Origin of the sequence: Streptomyces sp. GbtcB7, assembly GCF_019091445.1 — a bacterium.
GTDB lineage: Bacteria > Actinomycetota > Actinomycetes > Streptomycetales > Streptomycetaceae > Streptomyces > Streptomyces mirabilis.
Genome location: NZ_JAGXJM010000017.1, coordinates 128,310 through 145,517, shown reverse-complemented (window position 1 = coordinate 145,517; position 17,208 = coordinate 128,310). Strand labels below are relative to the sequence as shown.

The following is a 17,208-nucleotide window of genomic DNA, read 5'->3' as shown; positions in this document are numbered from 1 at the left end:
CCGGGGGCTCTGCCGAGGTGTCCCTTGGGATGACCGCTCGATAGCAAGGTGCTGGAGGATCCGTGGACCTGTCCCTGTCGACCCGTACCGTCGGCGATCGTACGGTCGTCGAGGTCGGTGGCGAAATCGATGTATATACCGCGCCCAAGCTGCGCGAGCAGTTGGTCGAGCTGGTGAACGACGGCAATTTTCACCTTGTCGTCGACATGGAGGGCGTGGACTTCCTCGACTCCACCGGGCTCGGCGTGCTGGTGGGCGGCCTGAAGCGTGTGCGTGCCCATGAGGGCTCGCTGCGACTGGTCTGCAACCAGGAGCGCATTCTGAAGATCTTCCGCATCACCGGTCTCACCAAGGTGTTCCCCATCCACACCTCGGTCGAGGAAGCGGTAGCGGCCACCGACTGACCCCGTCTTCTGGGCGTCACGAGTGATGTGGTGTCCGAGACGGTAGAAGCAATGGACGGGGGACCGGGCCTCGGCGGCCCGGCCCCCTGACAGCACGCCCGTAGTTGAGGGGGATGCATGGCCACCGTTGAACTCCGCTTCAGCGCGCTGCCCGAGCACGTCAGGACCGCCCGACTGGTGGCGGCAGCGGTGGCGCGCAGGGCCGGAGTGGACGAGGCCGTCCTCGACGAGGTCAGACTCGCCGTCGGCGAGGCCTGTACTCGTGCCGTCGGACTGCACCAGAGCAGCGGCATCTCGGCGCCGGTGCGGGTGACGCTGACCGAGGAGGAGAAGCAGTTCTCCATCGAGGTCGGCGACGAGGCGCCGCGTTCGGTGCCCGGTGAGACGGCACCCGGTGCCACGGGTGATCCGGACATGGATGCCGAGGAGGACGAGATGGGCCTCGCGGTCATCAGTGGCCTCGTCGACGATGTCGAAGTCACCGCCGGTGAGCATGGTGGAGTGATCAAGATGAGCTGGCCGACCACGCCGCCGGCCGCGCTCGTTCCCTGATCGCACCCCCGCAACACACTCGAAGGGCCCTGCTCAGCAGGGCCCTTTTTGTATGCCCGCTCCCGGCCGGGACCCGCCCCCGCCTTTTCGTGAATTCATTCACGATCAATCACGCGATTATTGGATCAAGCGTCAACGCTTTTGGGGCATTACTTCTTTTGGGTTCCATGGAGGCCCGCCGATCATTCGCTGATGGGCATGTGAAGGCGAATTCCGTTTACCGGGCACTGTTTTGATCAGGTTCCGGTACCTACAATCCGTCCACATCTTGAGCTCAGCACAGGCGTCAAGGAGGACGAATGGCGGGGCTTTCTACCCCTCATCAGTTTGACCATCCCACTACCTTCGCAGCCGCAGTACTGACCAATGACAATCGCTTGATCGTGATGGTCATCGGTGCCGTGGCCCTGGCGGCCCTGGCGGTCGCCGGGGTGCTGGTACGGCAAGTGCTCGCGGCCGGCGAGGGCACCGACAGCATGAAGAAGATCGCGGCGGCGGTCCAGGAAGGCGCGAACGCCTACCTGGGGCGGCAGATGCGCACGCTCGGTGTATTCGCCGTCGTGGTGTTCTTCCTGCTCATGCTGCTGCCCGCGGACGACTGGAATCAGCGCGCCGGACGATCGATCTTCTTCTTGATCGGCGCGGTGTTCTCGGCGACCACCGGTTATACCGGTATGTGGCTCGCCGTACGAAGCAACGTCCGCGTGGCCGCCGCGGCAAGGGAAGCGACTCCGGCCAAGGGCGAACCCGAAAAGGATCTCACCGCCGTCTCGCACAAAGCCATGAAGATCGCTTTCCGTACCGGCGGCGTCGTCGGCATGTTCACGGTGGGGCTCGGTCTGCTGGGCGCCTCCTGTGTGGTGCTGGTGTACGCGGCCGACGCGCCGAAGGTCCTGGAGGGCTTCGGTCTCGGCGCGGCGCTGATCGCCATGTTCATGCGTGTCGGCGGCGGCATCTTCACCAAGGCCGCCGACGTCGGCGCCGACCTGGTCGGCAAGGTCGAGCAGGGCATTCCGGAGGACGATCCGCGCAATGCCGCGACCATCGCCGACAACGTGGGCGACAACGTCGGCGACTGCGCCGGCATGGCCGCGGACCTCTTCGAGTCGTACGCCGTCACGCTTGTCGCCGCGCTGATCCTCGGCAAGGCGGCGTTCGGCGACTCCGGGCTCGCCTTCCCGCTGATCGTGCCCGCGATCGGCGTTCTCACCGCGATGGTCGGCATCTTCGCGGTGGCACCCCGACGCTCCGACCGCAGCGGCATGTCCGCGATCAACCGCGGCTTCTTCATCTCCGCGGTGATCTCGTTGGTGCTGGTGGCGGTGGCCGTCTTCATCTACCTGCCGGGGAAGTACGCCGACCTCGACGGCGTCACGGACGCGGCGATCAAGGCGAAGGACGGCGATCCGCGGATCCTGGCGCTCATCGCGGTGGCCATCGGCATCGTGCTGGCCGCGCTCATCCAGCAGCTGACCGGCTACTTCACCGAGACCACCCGTCGTCCCGTACGGGACATCGGCAAGAGCTCGCTCACCGGCGCGGCCACCGTCATCCTGGCCGGTATCTCCATCGGTCTGGAATCGGCCGTCTACACCGCCCTGCTGATCGGCCTCAGTGTCTACGGGGCCTTCCTCCTCGGCGGTACGTCGATCATCCTCGCGCTGTTCGCGGTGGCGCTCGCCGGAACAGGCCTGCTCACCACGGTCGGCGTCATCGTCGCCATGGACACCTTCGGTCCGGTCTCCGACAACGCGCAGGGCATCGCCGAGATGTCCGGCGACGTCACGGGCGCGGGCGCCCAGGTGCTCACCGACCTGGACGCGGTGGGCAACACCACCAAGGCCATCACCAAGGGCATCGCCATCGCCACGGCCGTCCTCGCGGCCTCGGCGCTCTTCGGCTCGTACCGGGACGCGATCCTCACGGCCGCGAACGACGTGGGCGAGAAGGTCTCCGGTCCTGGCGCGCCGCTGAACCTGATGATGGACATCTCGCAGCCCAACAACCTGGTGGGCCTGATCGCGGGCGCGGCGGTCGTCTTCCTGTTCTCGGGCCTCGCGATCAACGCGGTGTCCCGGTCAGCGGGTGCCGTGGTCTACGAGGTGCGGCGGCAGTTCCGCGAGCACCCCGGGATCATGGACTACACGGAGAAGCCGGAGTACGGGCGGGTCGTCGACATCTGCACCAAGGACGCCCTGCGGGAGCTGGCCACTCCGGGTCTGCTCGCCGTCCTGGCGCCCATCGCCATCGGCTTCACGCTCGGCGTCGGCGCGCTCGGTTCGTATCTGGCGGGCGCGATCGGCACCGGCACGCTGATGGCGGTCTTCCTCGCCAACTCCGGCGGTGCGTGGGACAACGCGAAGAAACTCGTCGAGGACGGCCACCACGGCGGCAAGGGCAGCGAGGCCCACGCCGCCACGGTGATCGGCGACACCGTCGGCGACCCCTTCAAGGACACCGCGGGCCCCGCGATCAACCCGCTCCTCAAGGTGATGAACCTGGTGGCGCTGCTGATCGCACCCGCGGTCGTGAAGTTCTCGTACGGCGACGACAAGAACCTCGGTATGCGCATCCTGATCGCGGTGCTCTCGATCCTCGTGATCGTGGGCGCGGTGTACATCTCCAAGCGGCGCGGGATCGCCGTGGGTGACGAAGACAACGCGGAACGAGTGTCCAAGCCTCACGACGCCGCGGTGGTTTCGTAGCGTTCGGGTCTTTGGGCAGGTCCTCACGGGTGGGCGGCACGCAGCGACGTGCCGCCCACCCGTCGTTCGTGTGTGTTGACCCCTGTGTCGTGAGCCTTCTCTCGTATGGCGCAAATGGCTGCAATAGTGACTAAATCGGAAATTCGCCATAGGGGTGGCGCCCATGCGGCGTGTAAGTTCCGGGGCCGAGAGCCACGGAAGGGACCAATCCGGTGAACAAGAAGCTCACGGCCGCACTGTCCGGCGGTGCGGTACTGGTGCTGGCGCTGTCGGCATGCAGCAGCGGTAGTAGTAGCAAGGACGACAAGCTGGACCCCTGGGCCAAGCAGGTCTGTGACGCGGTGCAGCCGCAGGTCCAGAAGATCGCGGCCGCCAACACCGCGATCCAGAAGGAGACCACGGACCAGAGCGCACCGGCGGACGTGCAGAAGGCCGACTCCAAGGGCTTCCAGGACATCTCCGACGCCTACAAGGCGATGGCGGCCGCCATCGAGAAGGCCGGCCCGCCGGACGTGGACAGCGGCAAGACCAAGCAGGAGAACGCGGTCAAGGAGCTCAACGCCCTCTCCGCCTCCTACGCCGATCTGGGGAAGCAGTCCGACGCGCTGAACACGAAGGACCAGGCGAAGTTCGCGGACGGTCTCGACGGCGTCGCCAAGCAGCTGGAGAAGCTCAGCAAGACCGGGACCGACGCCCTGAAGGAGCTCGAAGCGGGCGACGTCGGCAAGGCGATGGCCAAGCAGGTGAGCTGCAAGTCCGCCGCCGCGTCCGCCTCGCCGGCGACCACCCAGGGCTGACCCGCCGAGGAGCGCCCGGAGAGCGACCGCGGAGCGGGATTCGGTCCGGCACCCGGAAAGAGCCCGGTACGCGCGCGTACCGGGCCCGTGGCGCGTGCCCTACGGCTCCCGACACAAGCCCACGGCTCTCGGCGACGCACGGCCCACGGCTCCCTGCACAAGCGCCCCCACGGCTACCCCTACAAAGCCCCCAGGACTCCTCGTGCGGGCTTGTCCACATTCGCACGGGCTCTGTCCACAGGTGTACGTCCCTTTCGGCGGGAACGGACACAATGGGGGACGTGAGTCACACCAGCCTGTCACCGTTGCCCTCGTCCGATCGCGTCGACGTCGCCGCTCGGCTGCGGGACGCCCTGCTCGGCGCCTCCTTCACCGCCGACGGCCTGCTCGACCTGCTCGGCGCCCCCGCGTACGCGGCGCTGGCGCGCAGCGAGACCGTGCCCGCGCTCCGGGCGACCCGCGGGGACACACCGCTGGAGACGCTCGTACGGCTGTTCCTGCTCCAGCAGCCCGTGCCGCACGCGCGCGTGGCGGACGTGCTGCCGGTGCAGGACTGCCTGGAGAGCGGCTGGCTGACCCGGGCGGGCGCGGACGAGGTCGCCGCGACCGTGGACATCCGGCCGTACGGCGGGCCCGGCGGCGAGGACTGGTTCATCGTGTCCGACCTGGGGTGCGCCGTCGGCGGCGCGGGCGGCATCGGCAGTCGGGAGGAGGGCGTCGTCCTGGGTGTGGGCGGCGCGTCCACGACCCTGGCCGGCATCACCGTCCGTACGCCCGTCTCCTCCGCGCTCGACCTCGGCACCGGCTCCGGGATCCAGGCACTGCACGCCGCGCAGCACGCCACGCGCGTGATCGCGACCGACCTCAACCCGCGCGCCCTGCACATCACCGCGCTCACCCTCGCGCTCTCCGGCGCCCCGGCGGCCGATCTGCGCGAGGGCTCCCTCTTCGAACCGATCGCGGACGACGAGACGTACGACCTGATCGTCTCGAACCCGCCCTTCGTGATCTCGCCCGGCGCCCGGCTCACCTACCGCGACGGCGGGATGGGCGGGGACGATCTGTGCCGCACGCTCGTTCAGCAGGCGGGGGACCGGCTCAGCGACGGGGGGTATGCGCAGTTCCTGGCCAACTGGCAGCACGTGGAGGGCGAGGAGTGGCAGGACCGGCTGCGCTCCTGGGTGCCGCGCGGCTGTGACGCCTGGATCGTGCAGCGCGAGGTGCAGGACGTCACGCAGTACGCGGAGTTGTGGCTGCGCGACGCGGGCGACCACCGCGACGACCCCGCCGAGTACCAGGCGCGGTACGACGCCTGGCTGGACGAGTTCGAGGCCCGCAAGGTCAAGGCCGTCGGCTTCGGTTGGATCACGCTGCGCAGAACGGCGGCCGCCGAGCCCTCGATCACGGTCGAGGAGTGGCCGCACTCCATCGAGCAGCCGCTCGGCGAGACCGTGCGCGCGCACTTCGACCGCGTCGACTACCTGCGGGCGAGTGACGACGCTGCCCTGCTCGACGGGCACTTCAGGCTCGTGGCCGAAGTCGTCCAGGAGCAGGTCGGGCTGCCCGGCGCCGAGGACCCGGAGCACGTGGTGCTGCGCCAGCACCGCGGGATGCGCCGGGCCACCAAGGTGGACACGGTCGGCGCGGGCTTCGCGGGCGTGTGCGACGGCACGCTGAGCGCCGGGCGGATCCTGGACGCCATCGCCCAACTGGTCGGCGAGGACCCGGTGTTGCTGCGTGACCGGACGCCCGCGCAGATCCGGCTGCTGGTGGAACAGGGGTTCCTCGAGCCCGCGGAGTGAAGGGCTGAGTCGCATGTGCCTGTTCTGACGGGATTGCGCAATATTGATCGGGATTGGTCGGTAAAAGGGCTCCTGTCAGTGGTGCGTGCGAAGCTACCTTCAAGAGACAAGCTCCATGCGTCCTCGGGGGAGGCGCGCTGTCTCGGGGGAGGCGCCATGGCGGGGGAGACGCCGGATCAGGGCGAGGGCAGGATCATCGGCGGCCGGTACCGGCTGCTGCGGACGCTCGGCGCGGGCGGCATGGGGAGGGTGTGGCTCGCGTACGACGCGGAGTTGGCCTGCGAGGTCTCCATGAAGGAGATCGCGCTGCCGGACGTGCCGATGGACGCGGCGGAACATGGACAGCGCGTCGCCCGTGCGCGCAGCGAGGCCCGGCACGCGGCGCGGTTGCGCGGGCATCCCCATGTGGTCACCGTGCACGACGTGGTGGTGCACGAGGGACTGCCGTGGATCGTCATGGAGTACGTGCCGGACGCGGTCGATCTGCAGGCGGTTGTACGGCAGTCGGGGCCGCTGTCGCCCGCTCGGGCCGCCCGGATCGGGCTGGCCGTCCTCGACGCGCTCTGCGCCGGACACCGGATCGGGATCCTCCACAGGGATGTGAAACCGGCCAACATCCTTCTGGCGCCCGACTCTTCGGGCGATCCCTACGCGCGCGTACTGCTCACCGACTACGGGATCGCGCTCCAGCCCGAGTCCCGCGAGCCCCGGCTCACCGCCACCGCCGGCATCCTCGGCACGCCCGGCTATCTCGCCCCCGAGCGCGCCCGCGGCGAGCCGCCCACCCCGGCCGCGGACCTCTTCTCCCTCGGCGCCACGTTGTACGCCGCCGTCGAGGGCCGTGGCCCCTTCGACCGGCCGGGTCAGTACGCGACTCTGACGGCCCTGCTCGGCGAGGAACCCACCCCGCCCGTCCGAGCGGGTGAACTGACCTCCGTGCTGCACGGACTGCTCGTCAAGGACCCGTTGCGGCGGTCGTCGCCGGAGGCGGTCGCACGGGGGCTTGAGCGGGTGGTGCAGGCGGCGGCGGGCGGGGTGTTCGGGCCACCGCCGGGGTATCCCGCGGGGCTACCGCCTGGGTACGTCGCGGGACCGTCGCCCGGGTACGCCGCCGGACCGTCACCCGGGTACGCCGCAGGGGCGCCCCCCGGGTTCCTCGCCGGGGCACCGCCCGGGCATGCCACGGGCTCGCCTCCGGGAACCCCGCAGACCCCCGGCGTTCCGCAGACTCCAGGTGTTCCGCAAACCCCCGGCGTTCCGCAGACTCCAGGTGTTCCGCAAACCCCCGGCGTTCCGCAGGCCCCTGGCACTTCGCAGACTCCAGGTGTTCCGCAGACCCCCGGCGTCCCGCAGATCCCCGGCACTCCGCAGACTCCAGGCGTTCCGCAAATCCCAGGCGTTCCGCAGACTTCGGGCGCCCCGCAGACCCCCGGCATCCCGCAGACCTCAGGCGCACCCCCGACCCCGAACACCCCGTACAACCCGAACACCCCGCACACTCCACCAGGCGGCCCGGCCGCCCCCGGTGGCCCGCTCGGACCGCCCTCCGGGACCCCGCCTGCGTACGGCCCTTGGCGCCCGTCCACTCCCAGTGGCGCGTACGAGTGGAATCCGTACGCCGGGACCGGTGCGCCCACCAGGCCCACGGCCGGTCCGCCCCTGCCGCCGGTGCGCCGCAGGAGGCCCCTGGTCCCCGTCGTCGCCCTCGTCGTGGGCGTCCTCCTGGTGGTCGTCGGCGGCACCTGGGCCGCCGTCTCACTCACCGGCGACGACGGCACGAAGGACGCGACCGCGAAGAAGCGCCCCACAGGGAGCCCGTCGCCGGGACCGACGGGACCGGTGTATCCGTACGGCGAACAGGTGGGCCTCACCAAGCCGTTGCAGGCCGGCGACTGCGTGAAGACGGTCTGGTCGGGACCCGCCTTCAAGTCGGCGCTCAACCTGGGCGTCGTGAACTGCGCCAAGGACTGGCCGGACGGCCAGGTCGTGGCCGTCGACACGGCCGACGACTACGCCGACGCCCTCGCCCATGGCGCGCAGCGTTGCACCAGCCAGAGCGCGGCGACGGCCGACGCCCTGCCCGACGCGGGTGTCTACGCCGTCGCGCCGACGAAGGACGGGTTCGGCGCGGCCAAGGGCGGTACGGCATGTCTCGTGCTCGGACGCCATGTCGCGATAGGCGGCGAAGTGGGGCGGTTCCGGGACGCGGGGGTGAATCTGTGGCCCACTCAGATGGGCACCGGGGACTGCTGGAGCTATGCGGAGAAGGGCAAGAGCTTCGATGCTCACCTGGCGGACTGTGGTGAGCCGCACACCGACCAGGTGATCGGTACCGCGCAGGCCGCGGCGGGCATGGACTACAAGAAGGCCCTCGCCCAGGGAGGCAAGCTCTGTACCAACAAGTTCGCGTCGAGTTGGGCGTCCGACACGGAGCACACCGTCTCCGGTTGGCTGGCCAGTGAGGAGGAGTGGAATCAAGGATTCAACAAAGTCCTGTGCACCGTGAGACGGGTCGACGGAACGCGGACGAGCGAGCGGATACCCGATCCCGCCACGGTCTGAGCGGTCCATGTGCGCCGTCTTCCCGGCGTTCACCGCAGGTTCGCACGTCGGCTTCCGGGGAGTGGCAACCTCCCCACCCTGGGGCTCCGGGGCGGAAGGACATATCAATGGAAAGCGGACCGGCGATCTTCGTGGGGACGGTGTTCGCCCTGTTCGGAGGCGGACTGCTGGTCTGGACCGCGGTGCGGGTGCGACAGGGCGAGCCCGTCGCCGTCGGTGTGAACCGCGTCGCATCGGCGACGCTCGCCGGCGTCGCCGGAGCTGGTGCCCTGGCGCTCGGGATGTGGTGTTTTACGCGCGCGTGAGAGGTGGCTCCCCAGTAACTGAGAGGTCACGCTCCGGATAGGCCCGAAAGGGCTGCTGGACACTCCGGGCGGCAGGAATGGCGGTAGTCGGGTTACCGTTCGAGTGGCCGTTGCGGGCTTTTCCCGTTTGACACGGGGGCGGGATGTACCGTCACACTCCGCAGCGTCAGCATGACCCGACCCCCGGGACCAAGGCCCGGGGAGACCCCCTGCGTCGACCGGAGAGAAGAGCGAAGTTGTCCCCGACCAGCGACACCGCACACGGCGGCCGCCGACTCGTCATCGTCGAGTCGCCTGCCAAGGCGAAGACGATCAAGGGCTATCTCGGCCCCGGCTATGTCGTCGAAGCGAGCGTCGGGCACATCCGCGACCTCCCCAACGGCGCCGCGGAGGTGCCGGAGGAGTACACCGGCGAGGTGCGCCGCCTCGGCGTGGACGTCGATAACGACTTCCAGCCCATCTATGTGGTCAACGCCGACAAGAAGGCCCAGGTCAAGAAGCTCAAGGACCTGCTGCGCGACTCCGACGAGCTCTACCTCGCCACCGATGAGGACCGCGAGGGCGAGGCCATCGCGTGGCACCTCCAGGAAGTGCTCAAGCCCAAGGTCCCGGTCAAGCGGATGGTCTTCCACGAGATCACCAAGGCCGCGATCCAGGCCGCCGTCGCCAACCCGCGCGAGCTCAACCAGAAGCTCGTCGACGCCCAGGAGACCCGCCGCATCCTCGACCGCCTCTACGGCTACGAGGTCTCGCCGGTTCTGTGGAAGAAGGTCATGCCGCGACTGTCGGCGGGCCGCGTGCAGTCCGTGGCCACCCGGCTCGTCGTCGAGCGGGAGCGCGAGCGCATCGCCTTCCGCTCCGCCGAGTACTGGGACCTGACCGGCACCTTCGGCACCGGCCGCGCCGGTGACGCGAGCGACCCGTCCAACCTGGTCGCCCGTCTGACCGCGGTCGACGGAAAGCGCATCGCCCAGGGTCGCGACTTCGACTCGCTGGGCCAGATCAAGGGCGCGAACACGCTCCACCTGGACGAGACGAACGCCCGTGCGCTCGCCGCCGCCCTCCAGGACACGAACTTCGCGGTCCGCTCGGTCGAGTCCAAGCCGTACCGCCGCTCGCCGTACGCGCCGTTCCGCACGACGACCCTCCAGCAGGAGGCCTCGCGCAAGCTCGGCTTCGGCGCGAAGGCCACCATGCAGGTGGCCCAGAAGCTGTACGAGAACGGCTTCATCACGTACATGCGTACGGACTCCACGACCCTCTCGGAAACGGCGATCTCCGCCGCCCGCGCCCAGGTCACGCAGCTCTACGGCGCCGACTACCTGCCGGCCCAGCCGCGGACGTACGCCGGGAAGGTCAAGAACGCGCAGGAGGCGCACGAGGCGATCCGTCCCTCGGGTGATCGTTTCCGCACCCCGGCGGAGACGGGCCTGACCGGCGACCAGTTCAAGCTGTACGAGCTGATCTGGAAGCGGACCGTCGCCTCCCAGATGAAGGACGCGGTCGGTAACTCCGTCACCGTGAAGATCGCGGGCACGGCCTCCGACGGCCGCGACGCCGAGTTCAGCGCGTCCGGCAAGACGATCACCTTCCACGGCTTCCTGAAGGCGTACGTCGAGGGCGCGGACGACCCGAACGCCGAGCTCGACGACCGTGAGCGCCGTCTTCCGCAGGTCAACGAGGGCGACCCGCTGTCCGCCGAGGAGATCACGGTCGACGGGCACGCCACCAAGCCCCCGGCCCGCTACACCGAGGCGTCGCTGGTCAAGGAGCTCGAAGAGCGCGAGATCGGCCGCCCGTCGACGTACGCGTCGATCATCGGCACGATCCTCGACCGCGGATACGTGTTCAAGAAGGGCACGGCACTCGTGCCGTCCTTCCTGTCCTTCGCCGTCGTCAACCTCCTCGAGAAGCACTTCGGGCGGCTCGTCGACTACGACTTCACGGCCAAGATGGAGGACGACCTCGACCGCATCGCGCGGGGCGAGGCGCAGGCCGTGCCGTGGCTCAAGCGGTTCTACTTCGGCGAGGGCGACGCCGCGGGCGCCGCCGAGGCCGGCAACGGCGACGGGGACCACCTGGGCGGCCTCAAGGAGCTCGTCACCGACCTGGGCGCCATCGACGCCCGCGAGGTGTCGTCCTTCCCGGTCGGCGACGGCATCATGCTGCGTGTGGGCCGCTACGGTCCGTACATCGAGCGCGGCGAGAAGGACTCCGAGCACCACCAGCGTGCGGACGTGCCCGAGGACCTGGCCCCGGACGAGCTGAGCATCGAGCTCGCCGAGGAGCTGCTCGCCAAGCCGAGCGGCGACTTCGAGCTCGGTACGGACCCGGAGTCGGGCCACCAGATCATCGCCAGGGACGGCCGCTACGGCCCGTACGTCACCGAGGTGCTCCCCGAGGGCACCCCGAAGACGGGCAAGAACGCCGTCAAGCCGCGTACCGCCTCCCTCTTCAAGTCGATGTCGCTCGACACGGTGACGCTCGGCGACGCCCTCAAACTGATGTCCCTGCCACGCGTCGTCGGCAAGGACGCCGAGGGCGTGGAGATCACCGCGCAGAACGGGCGCTACGGGCCGTACCTGAAAAAGGGCACGGACTCGCGCTCCCTGCAGTCCGAGGACCAGCTCTTCACCATCACCCTCGAAGAGGCGCTGGAGATCTACTCCCAGCCCAAGCAGCGCGGGCGAGCGGCCGCCAAGCCGCCGCTCAAGGAACTGGGCGAGGACCCGGTCAGCGGGAAGCCCGTCGTGGTCAAGGACGGCCGTTTCGGGCCGTACGTGACCGACGGCGAGACCAACGCGACCCTGCGCTCCGCCGACAGCGTCGAAGAGATCACTCCGGAGCGCGGCTACGAGCTGCTGGCGGAGAAGCGCGCCAAGGCTCCCGCCAAGAAGACCGCGAAGAAGGCGACCGCCAAGAAGGCTCCGGCCAAGAAGGCCCCTGCCAAGAAGACGGCCGCAAAGAAGACGACGACTTCGAAGACGGCTGCCAAGAAGGCTCCGGCCAAGAAGGCCGTTGCCAAGAAGACGGCGGCTTCGGAGAACTGAGGTCCGGGCTCGCGACCCCCGTCAGGTCTCGCGGTCTCTGTCAGGTCGCGGCCTCTGTCAGACAGATTCAGATGTGGACGCCTCTACACCTTTCGGTGTGGGGGCGTCCACATGTTCGGGCACCCCTACGGGCAGTCAGTGGGGCCGGATAGGCTTGCAGGATGACGCGAGCCGAGCAGCCAACGGCCCACACTTCGGCCCCCGACGACGCCCTGGTCGCGGATTCCCGCGAGCGCGCCGTCCGCGCGCTGCTGCGCCGACCTCAGCTGAAACGGTTGTGGAGCGCCCACCTGGTGGGCGGTGTCGGTGACGCCCTGGCCCTGCTCGTGCTGGTCATCCTCGTTCTCCAGGCAGCGATCGCGGAGGGCTCCTTCGGCGGTGGCTACCGCGGGGTCGCCCTCGCCGTGGCGGCCGTCTTCGGGGCACGCATTCTGGCCACGCTGCTCTTCGGAGCCGTACTCCTCGGGCCGCTCACCTCGCTGACGTCCCAGGAGGGGCCGCTCGACCGGCGCTGGACCATGGTCGGAGCCGATGGACTGCGCGCCGTGCTCATGCTCATCGCGCCCCTGTGGATCGACTGGACCCCGGACAACGCACTCGCCGCCCTCCTCGTCCTCGCCTTCGTGACCGGCGTCGCCGAGCGCTTCTGGACGGTGTGCCGGGAGAGCGCGGCGCCCGCACTGCTGCCCGCGCCGCCGCTGGAGGGCGCCACCGTACGCCCGCTGCCGGACCACCTGGACGCGCTGCGGCGCCTGTCACTGCGTACGGCCTTCGTGGCGGTGCCGATCGCGGCCGCCACGCTCGTGGTGGTGTCACTCGTCAGCAACCTGCTGGGTGCCGGGATCGCCTGGTTCGACCAGCACCAGGGGGCGCTCGCCTCGTACGTCGCCGCCGGACTGTTCGCCGCCTCGCTCTCCGTGCTCACGTCCCTCGAACTGCCCGACACCCGCACCCCGCGTGCGCGCTCGCCCCTGGAGGGCCTGCGCCGCCCCAGGACGGGCACAGGCGTCGACAACGGCCGTACTGGCGCGATCCCGCTCCTGGTGCTCGCCTGCGCGGCCGTCGCCGCGGCGATCGCGGCCGCTGTCGCCGTCTCCGTGCTGCAGGCCAAGGACCTGGGCGGCGGACCGGTCACGTACGGCCTGCTGGTGCTGACGCTGACCGGGGGTGTCGTCATCGGCATCCGGACGGCCCCCTCCGTGCTGCCGGCGCTGTCGCGGCGCAGGCTGCTCTCGCTGGCGATCGCCTTCACCGGGATCGCGCTGCTGGCCGCCGGTCTGGTCCCGGACGTCACCACGGGGCTGCTGATCGCCGGCCTCGCGGGCATCGGCGCGGGCGTCGCCGCGAACACCGGGCACGCGCTGCTCGACCAGGAGACCGAGGAGTACCGGCGGGCGCGTACGACGGAACACCTGCACGCGGTCGTACGGGTCTCCGTGGCGCTCGGCGCCCTGCTGGCGCCCGTGGTGGCCGCGGCGATCGGCCCGCACCGGCTCGAGAACGGCAAGTTCGTGTTCGCGCACGGAGGCGCCGCCTTCACACTGATGCTGGTGGGCGCCCTGCTGCTGCCGGTCGCCGCCCTGGTGCTCGCCAAGGTCGACGACCGCTCCGGAGTGCCGCTGCGACACGACCTGCTGGACGCGCTGCGCGGCGGCGACGACCCGGTGCAGATTCCCACCGCGAACGGGTTCTTCCTCGTCCTGGAGGGCGGCGACGGGGCCGGGAAGTCGACGCAGGCGGAAGCGCTCGCGGAGTGGATCCGCGCCAAGGGCCACGAGGTCGTGGTGACCCGCGAGCCGGGCGCCACGCCGGTCGGCAAGCGGCTGCGGTCGATCCTGCTGGACGTGTCGTCGGCGGGCCTGTCGCACCGCGCGGAGGCGCTGCTGTACGCCGCCGACCGCGCCGAGCACGTGGACACGGTGGTGCGGCCCGCGCTGGAGCGGGGTGCCGTCGTCATCTCCGACCGCTACATCGACTCGTCGGTGGCCTACCAGGGAGCCGGCCGGGACCTGTCCCCGACCGAGATCGCCCGCATCAACCGATGGGCGACCAATGGACTGGTGCCGCATCTGACGGTGCTCCTCGACGTCTCCCCGGAGGCGGCTCGTGAGCGCTTCACGGAGGCGCCCGACCGGCTGGAGTCGGAGCCGGTCGAGTTCCACACGCGCGTGCGGTCCGGTTTCCTGACGCTGGCCGCCGCCGACCCGGGCCGGTACCTGGTCGTCGATGCCGCCCAGGAGCCCGAGGCGGTCACCACCGTCGTCCGGCACCGGCTCGACGTGATGCTGCCCCTCTCCGAGGCCGAGGTGAAGGCCCAGGAGGAGGCACGCAAGGCGGCCGAGGAGGAAGCCCGGCGCAAGGCCGAGGAAGAGGCCGCCCGAAAGGCCGAGGAAGAGCGACTGGAGCGCGAGCGCCAGGAACAGCTCGCCCGGCTGCGGGCGGAGGAAGAGGAGCGCAAGCAGCGCGAGCTGGAGGAGGCGCAGCGGCGCGAGGCCGAGCGCCAGGCGGAGGAGGCCCGACAGCGCGCAGAGGAGGCCCGCCGCCGGGCCGAGGAGGAGCGGGCGCGGCTGCTGGCCCAGGAGCAGGCCCAGGCCGCCGAGCAGGACCGGCTGCGCAGGCTGGCCGAGGAGCAGGCACGGCTGCGGGCCGAGGCCGAGGAGCGCCGTCTGGAGAAGCAGCGCAAGGCCGAGGAGGCGTTGCTGCGGGCGGAGGAGGCGCGACGGGCCGCGACGGAGACGGCGGCAGCGGCAGCGGCCGCAGCCACGGCGGCTTCGACGTCTGCTTCCGCTTCTGCTTCGACTGCGGCTTCCGCTTCATCGCCTACGCCGGCTCCTACTTCCGGTTCGGCGCCTGTGGGTTCTGGTGAGCCGGCGACCACGGGTCCCGTGGCCGACAACGAGACGACGGTGCCCACGCCGGTCGTGACGCCCCCGAGCACCTCGGGCGGCTCGGTGGACGAGACGACGGTGCTGCGGCCCGTGCGCTCCGGAGAGAGCCGCCAGGGTTCCCGCTCCGACTCGGAGGAGACGGCCAAGCTGCCGAAGCCTCCCGTGCCCGAGGAAGCGGCCGAGAAGACCGCCGTGCTCCCGCCGGTGGTTCCGGGGGCCGCGGACGAGACCGCCGTGCTGCCGCCGGTGGCGCCGGGCGCGGCCGACGAGACGGCGGTGCTTCCTCCGGTACGCGACCGGGGCGCGGGTGCCGCTCCGGATGCCGGTGCGGGTGATCCCGCGAACCGGGTGCCTCCGGGCTTCTTCCGGGACGAGCGGCCCGAGAGGGCCGATGACCGTACGCGCGAGCTGCCCCAGGTCAATACCGAGGGCGCACCGCGTCGCCGCCCCCGTTCCGACTGGGCGGAGGAGACCCCGCTCGACGACCTCCCGACCCTGGCGGACGAGCTGCTGGGCCCGCGTGACGACGACGAGCAGGACGACGGGCGCGAGGGACGGGGCGGTCGCCGCCGTAGCTGAGGTCCGGGGGCCCGTTGTCAGTGGCGACCCGCACAATGGACGCGGCAAGGCAAAGTGCGACGAAAGGGCGGTGCCCCGTGCCGGTATGGGACGACCTGGTGGGCCAGGACAAGGTGAGCGAGCAGCTCGCCGCCGCCGCTCGTGACGCCGACGCCCTCGTCTCGGCGGTCGCCGCGGACACCCCGCTCCCCGAGGCGTCCAAGATGACGCACGCCTGGCTGTTCACCGGCCCGCCCGGCTCCGGGCGTTCCACCGCGGCGCGGGCCTTCGCGGCGGCGCTCCAGTGCGTGAGCCCCGATCGCGCGCTGGGCGGAGTCCCCGGCTGCGGCTTCTGTGACGGCTGTCACACCAGCCTGATCGGGACGCACGCCGATGTGCAGATCGTCCGAACCGACCTCCTCTCCATCGGTGTGAAGGAGACCCGTGACCTGGTCCGCCGCGCCCAGCTGTCCCCGGCGACCGGCCGCTGGCAGGTCATCGTCCTGGAGGACGCGGACCGCCTCACGGAGGGCGCGGGCAACGTCCTTCTGAAGGCCGTCGAGGAACCGGCCCCGCGTACGGTCTGGCTGCTCTGCGCGCCCTCCATCGAGGACGTCCTGCCCACCATCCGCTCCCGCTGCCGCCTGCTCACCCTGCGCACCCCGCCGGTGGACGCGGTCGCCGACATCCTCGTCCGCCGTGACGGCATCGAGCCCGCTGTCGCGGCGGCCGCCGCCCGCGCGACACAGGGCCACATCGGGCGCGCCCGCCGTCTCGCCACGGACCAGCGTGCCCGTGAGCGCCGGGCCGCCGTCCTCAAGCTCCCGCTGCGGGTCGACGACATCGGTGGCTGTCTCAAGGCGGCCCAGGAGCTGATCGACACGGCCTCGGAGGACGCGAAGCAGCTCGCCGAGGAAGTCGACGTCAAGGAGACCGAAGACCTGAAGGCGGCCCTCGGCGCGTCGCAGGGCGGCCGTATGCCGCGTGGCACCGCGGGCGTCATGAAGGAGCTGGAGGACCGGCAGAAGCGCCGGAGAACGCGTACGCAGCGCGACAGCCTGGACCTGGCCCTCATCGACCTCACCGGCTTCTACCGGGACGTTCTCGCCCTCCAGCTCGGCTCCCGGGTGGCCCTCGCCAATACGGAGGCCGAGGATGTACTCGAGCGCCTCGCCCGCGGCAGCTCGCCGGAGGCGACCCTCCGCCGGATCGACGCGATCGCCGCGTGCCGCGAGGCGCTGGACCGCAATGTGGCCCCGCTGCTGGCGGTGGAGGCGATGACGATGGCGCTGCGGGCGGGCTGAGCCGAGAGGCTCGAAGGCACGGTGGAGCCGAGGACCCTGAGCCAACGGCGACCGGCGAACAGCTGACAGTGACAGCGACCGGCGAGCGGCCGACAGTGACCACGACCGGCCGACAGCCGGGGCCGTGCCGAGGAGCCGGAGTGAGGAGCTGAGGCGAGGTGTGGGGAGCAGGAGTTGAGTCGCCATGTTGACGACATCACTCGTACGAGGCACATCCACGACTGTTGGTGATCACGACGTCGCGCAGGGTTACGCTCGCGAGATGTACTCCAGGTACTTCA

Annotated in this window: 10 protein-coding genes; all 10 read left to right on the top strand. The window is 70.4% G+C overall.

Annotation, left to right across the window (positions count from 1 at the left end; all coding sequences use genetic code 11):
- Positions 1 to 62 precede the first annotated feature (62 nt).
- The 10 genes from bldG to KVT44_RS26995 all read left to right on the top strand — a co-directional run bounded on the left by bldG (position 63) and on the right by KVT44_RS26995 (position 16,927).
- Complete coding sequence (gene bldG / locus KVT44_RS27040; RefSeq protein WP_010986038.1) at positions 63 to 404, top strand: anti-sigma factor antagonist BldG; 342 nt, start codon at positions 63 to 65, stop codon at positions 402 to 404.
- 117 nt (positions 405 to 521) lie between these two features.
- Positions 522 to 956 (top strand): ATP-binding protein, encoded by a 435-nt coding sequence (locus tag KVT44_RS27035; protein WP_099921394.1) that lies wholly within the window; start codon positions 522 to 524, stop codon positions 954 to 956.
- A 299-nt stretch (positions 957 to 1,255) separates the two neighbouring features.
- Positions 1,256 to 3,661, top strand: coding sequence for a sodium-translocating pyrophosphatase (locus KVT44_RS27030; RefSeq protein WP_217569259.1), 2,406 nt, complete (start codon positions 1,256 to 1,258; stop codon positions 3,659 to 3,661).
- 212 nt (positions 3,662 to 3,873) lie between these two features.
- Positions 3,874 to 4,458: a small secreted protein gene (locus KVT44_RS27025; protein WP_217569258.1), complete on the top strand. Its 585-nt coding sequence runs from the start codon at positions 3,874 to 3,876 to the stop codon at positions 4,456 to 4,458.
- Positions 4,459 to 4,739: 281 nt separating this feature from the next.
- Positions 4,740 to 6,260, top strand: a complete 1,521-nt coding sequence (locus KVT44_RS27020) for a class I SAM-dependent methyltransferase (protein ID WP_217569257.1) — start codon at positions 4,740 to 4,742, stop codon at positions 6,258 to 6,260.
- 156 nt (positions 6,261 to 6,416) lie between these two features.
- On the top strand, positions 6,417 to 8,822 hold the full coding sequence (locus KVT44_RS27015) for a serine/threonine-protein kinase (protein ID WP_217569255.1): 2,406 nt from the start codon (positions 6,417 to 6,419) through the stop codon (positions 8,820 to 8,822).
- 107 nt (positions 8,823 to 8,929) lie between these two features.
- On the top strand, positions 8,930 to 9,127 hold the full coding sequence (locus KVT44_RS27010) for a hypothetical protein (RefSeq protein WP_054237424.1): 198 nt from the start codon (positions 8,930 to 8,932) through the stop codon (positions 9,125 to 9,127).
- 236 nt (positions 9,128 to 9,363) lie between these two features.
- Complete coding sequence (topA, locus tag KVT44_RS27005; RefSeq protein WP_099921391.1) at positions 9,364 to 12,177, top strand: type I DNA topoisomerase; 2,814 nt, start codon at positions 9,364 to 9,366, stop codon at positions 12,175 to 12,177.
- 161 nt (positions 12,178 to 12,338) lie between these two features.
- Positions 12,339 to 15,644, top strand: coding sequence for a dTMP kinase (gene tmk, locus KVT44_RS27000; protein ID WP_217569253.1), 3,306 nt, complete (start codon positions 12,339 to 12,341; stop codon positions 15,642 to 15,644).
- Between the two features lie 77 nt (positions 15,645 to 15,721).
- Positions 15,722 to 16,927: a DNA polymerase III subunit delta' gene (locus KVT44_RS26995; protein WP_075032478.1), complete on the top strand. Its 1,206-nt coding sequence runs from the start codon at positions 15,722 to 15,724 to the stop codon at positions 16,925 to 16,927.
- Positions 16,928 to 17,208 lie beyond the last annotated feature (281 nt).

Bases quoted from the DNA above. Each gene is read 5' to 3' on its own strand.
- KVT44_RS27035 (WP_099921394.1), top strand. From the start codon at position 522: ATGGCCACCGTTGAACTCCGCTTCAGCGCGCTGCCCGAGCACGTCAGG.
- KVT44_RS27010 (WP_054237424.1), top strand. From the start codon at position 8,930: ATGGAAAGCGGACCGGCGATCTTCGTGGGGACGGTGTTCGCCCTGTTC.
- KVT44_RS27015 (WP_217569255.1), top strand. From the start codon at position 6,417: ATGGCGGGGGAGACGCCGGATCAGGGCGAGGGCAGGATCATCGGCGGC.
- tmk (WP_217569253.1), top strand. From the start codon at position 12,339: ATGACGCGAGCCGAGCAGCCAACGGCCCACACTTCGGCCCCCGACGAC.
- KVT44_RS27030 (WP_217569259.1), top strand. From the start codon at position 1,256: ATGGCGGGGCTTTCTACCCCTCATCAGTTTGACCATCCCACTACCTTC.